This is a genomic window from Actinomadura roseirufa (assembly GCF_900659635.1).
GTDB lineage: Bacteria > Actinomycetota > Actinomycetes > Streptosporangiales > Streptosporangiaceae > Spirillospora > Spirillospora roseirufa.
Genome location: NZ_CAACVB010000484.1, coordinates 1 through 3,052, shown reverse-complemented (window position 1 = coordinate 3,052; position 3,052 = coordinate 1). Strand labels below are relative to the sequence as shown.

4 protein-coding genes are annotated in these 3,052 nt (G+C 76.6%); all 4 read left to right on the top strand.

Annotated elements, in window-relative coordinates:
* Positions 1-91: 91 nt before the first annotated feature.
* The 4 genes from E1291_RS40525 to E1291_RS40510 are packed head-to-tail and all read left to right on the top strand — an operon-like array spanning position 92 to position 3,025.
* Positions 92-817, top strand: a complete 726-nt coding sequence (locus E1291_RS40525) for a DUF5947 family protein (RefSeq protein ID WP_242614683.1) — start codon at positions 92-94, stop codon at positions 815-817.
* Positions 814-1,017, top strand: a complete 204-nt coding sequence (locus E1291_RS40520; protein WP_207401233.1) for a hypothetical protein — start codon at positions 814-816, stop codon at positions 1,015-1,017. The genes E1291_RS40525 and E1291_RS40520 overlap by 4 nt, the downstream gene beginning before the upstream one ends.
* Positions 1,014-1,697, top strand: a complete 684-nt coding sequence (locus E1291_RS40515; protein ID WP_131743315.1) for a DUF6084 family protein — start codon at positions 1,014-1,016, stop codon at positions 1,695-1,697. Before E1291_RS40520 ends, E1291_RS40515 begins: the two co-directional genes overlap by 4 nt.
* Positions 1,685-3,025 carry a hypothetical protein gene (locus E1291_RS40510; RefSeq protein ID WP_131743313.1) on the top strand — a complete coding sequence of 447 codons (1,341 nt, stop codon included), beginning with the start codon at positions 1,685-1,687 and terminating at the stop codon, positions 3,023-3,025. Before E1291_RS40515 ends, E1291_RS40510 begins: the two co-directional genes overlap by 13 nt.
* Positions 3,026-3,052 lie beyond the last annotated feature (27 nt).

Sequence of the window (3,052 nt, the reverse complement as noted above, 5' to 3'; positions counted from 1 at the left end):
GGGCGGCGGCGCCGGAGCTGGAGCGGGTCGATCTGCGGCCGCCCGCGGCCGAGCCGGTCCTGATCCCGCTGGAGCGGCTGCGGAGCCGGGTGTGACGCCCGCGCCCGCGCTGGACACGCCGCTGCTGGCGGCGCTGGCCGCGCGCGCCGCGCGGAAGGCACAGGACACCGAGGGGGAAACAGAGGGGGACACGGCGGGGGACATGCCGGGCGAGACGGCTGGGGACGCTCCCGAGGCCGTCCTCGGCGGCATCGCGGGGAAGCACGCCGACGCCGAGTGGTGCGAGCTGTGCGCCGAACCGCTGCCGCGCGGCCACCGGCACCTGCTCGACCTCGCCGCGGGCGAGCTGCTGTGCGCGTGCACCGCGTGCACGGTGCTGTTCGACGACCAGGGCGCGGGCGGGCGGCACTACCGGCTCGTCCCGCGTGAGCGCCGGCCGCTGCCCGGGTTCCGGCTCGACGGCACGCTGTGGGCGGGCCTCGGCGTGCCGGTCGACCTGGCGTTCTTCGTCCTGGCCGGGGACGGCGCGGTGGCGGCCCGCTACCCGAGCCCCGCCGGGGCGCTGCGCGCGGACGTGCACCCGGTGAGCTGGCGGCGCGTCACGGACGCCAACCCCGTCCTGGCGGAGCTGCGCCCCGAGGTGGAGGCGCTGGTCGTCCACCGGGCGCGGGACGCCGCCGAGCACTGGATCCTGCCGCTCGACGACTGCTACCGGCTCACCGCGCTGCTGCGCGAGCACTGGACCGGGTTCGGCGGCGGCGACGCGGTGTGGGCCCGCATCGCGGGGTTCTTCGACGAGATGAGGGGCAAACCATGATCAAGGTTGGCAGGCCCGACGTGACGACCGACAAACCGTCGCACACCTCGGGCGTCCGCGAGGGCAACAGCGTGGGCAACTACGAGAAGCAGCCGGGCCACCTGCCGGACGGCACCTCGACGGCGGCGAGGTCCACCGGGATCAATCCGCGCGGGCACGACCCGATCCTGCCCGGCATGCCGAACCTGTCGCCGCCATGAGCGGGACGCCCGACCTCGCGCTGGACCTGCTCGGCGTCGAGCCGGCCCGGTTCACGGCGACGCCGACGCTGCACCTGCGGGTGGGGCTGCGGCGCCAGGACGGCGGGCCCGTCCAGTGCGTGCTGCTGACCACCGTCGTCAGCATCGCGGCGGCGCGGCGCGGCTACGGCGAGGACGAGCAGGAGCGGCTCGTCGGCGTGTTCGGCGCGCCGGAGCTGTGGGACCGGTCGCTGCACGGGCTGACCTGGGCGCGGATCACCGACACGGTGCCCGCGTTCCGCGGCGCGACGGAGCTGACCCTCGGCCTGCCGTGCGGGCACGACATGCAGGTGGCCGCCGACCAGTACCTGCACGCGCTGCGGGACGGGGACGTGCCCATCGACCTGTCGTTCAGCGGCACGGTGTTCTACCCCGACGAGGGCGGCGCGCTGCGCACCGGGCAGATCTCGTGGCGGTACGAGGCGACGGGGCGGCTGCCGGTCGGCGTGTGGCGGGACCTGATGGACCGCTACTACGGCTCGGCCCGGTGGCTGCGGCTGGACGAGGAGCGCTTCGGCAGGCTGGCCGCCTACCGGGCCCGGCGGGCGCTGGCCTCCTTCGACGACACGGTGGACGACCTGCTGCGCGCCGCCGAGCCGGCGGGCGCGGGAGAGGAGAAGCGGGGCCCATGGATCCGGTGAGGGCGATCGTCGACGCGGTGCTGTACGAGGGCTACCTGCTGTGGCCCTACCGCCGGTCGGCGCTGAAGAACCGGCAGCGGTGGACGATCGGCGGGGTCTTCCCGGGTCCGCACGCCGGCCGGGTGGGCGATCGGTCGGCGGCGTCGGCCGAGTTCCTGCTGGAGGCGCCGGGCGGCCCGGACGGGCCCGACGGCCCGGACGGCCCGGACGCGCCGGGCGTGAGCGTGGACGTCGCCGTCCGGTTCCTGCACGCCGTGGACCGGCAGGTCATGCTGGGCGACGAGCGCCTGGACGAGGTCCACGTGGGCGACGAGGCGTTCCTGACCTGGCAGGAGGCGCGCGAACGCGAGATCGCGAGCGGGCCCCTCCCGGTGGCGCGGCTGCTGCACGCGCCCGTCCGGCTGCCGGTCGCCGTGGCGGCGGGCCGCGCCGAGCAGCCGATCCCCACCGGCGACGGCGGCGAATCGGGGACCGGCGGCGTGTCCGCGAAGGGCGGCGCGGCCGGGACCGGCGGTATGTCCGGGAATGGCAGTGTGTTCGGGAACGGCGGCGCGGCCGGGAATGGCGGCGTGTCCGGGAACGGCGGCGTGTCCGCGAAGGGTGGCGTGTCCGCGAAGGGTGGCGTGTCTGGGACCGGCGGCGTGTCCGCGAAGGGCGGCGCGGCCGCGAGGGGCGGCGCGGCGGGGAACGGCGGTATGTCCGGGAACGGCGGCGTGTCCGGGAACGGCGGTGTGCCCGGGAATCGCGGTGTGTCCGGGAACGAGGACGGCGCCGGGCTGCGGTTCGTCCGGAGCTGGGGGGCGCTGCGCGGGACGATCGAGATCTCCGCCGTGCCGGTGGAGGAGCACGCCGTCCGGCTCCGCGTCGAGATCGTCAACACCGGCGTCGCCGACGACCGGGAGACGGCCGTCAGCGCCGGGCTGCTGTGCGCCCACGTCGTGGCGACGGCGTCCGGCGGCGGCGCGTTCGTGTCGCCGACGGACCCGCCTGCCCGGCTGGCGGACGCCGCGGCGCGATGCCGCGGCGACGGGCTCTGGCCGGTGCTGGCGGGCACGCCCGGCGACCGGGGCGCGATGCTCGCCGCGCCGATCGTCCTGTACGACTGGCCGCAGGTGTCGCCGGAGAGCCCCGGCGACCTGTTCGACGGCACCGAGATCGACCGGCTGCTCATCGCGAGCGTGCTCGGCCTCACCGAGGACGAGCGGCGCGAGATGGCGGCGACCGACCCGCGCGCCAGGCGGATCCTGGAACGGTGCGCCTCGCTCACGTCCGAGGAGCTGCTCGCGCTGCACGGCACCATGCGCGACCCGCGGAAGGAGACCTGGTGACCGGCGCCGGGCGGGCGCCCGCCGGGC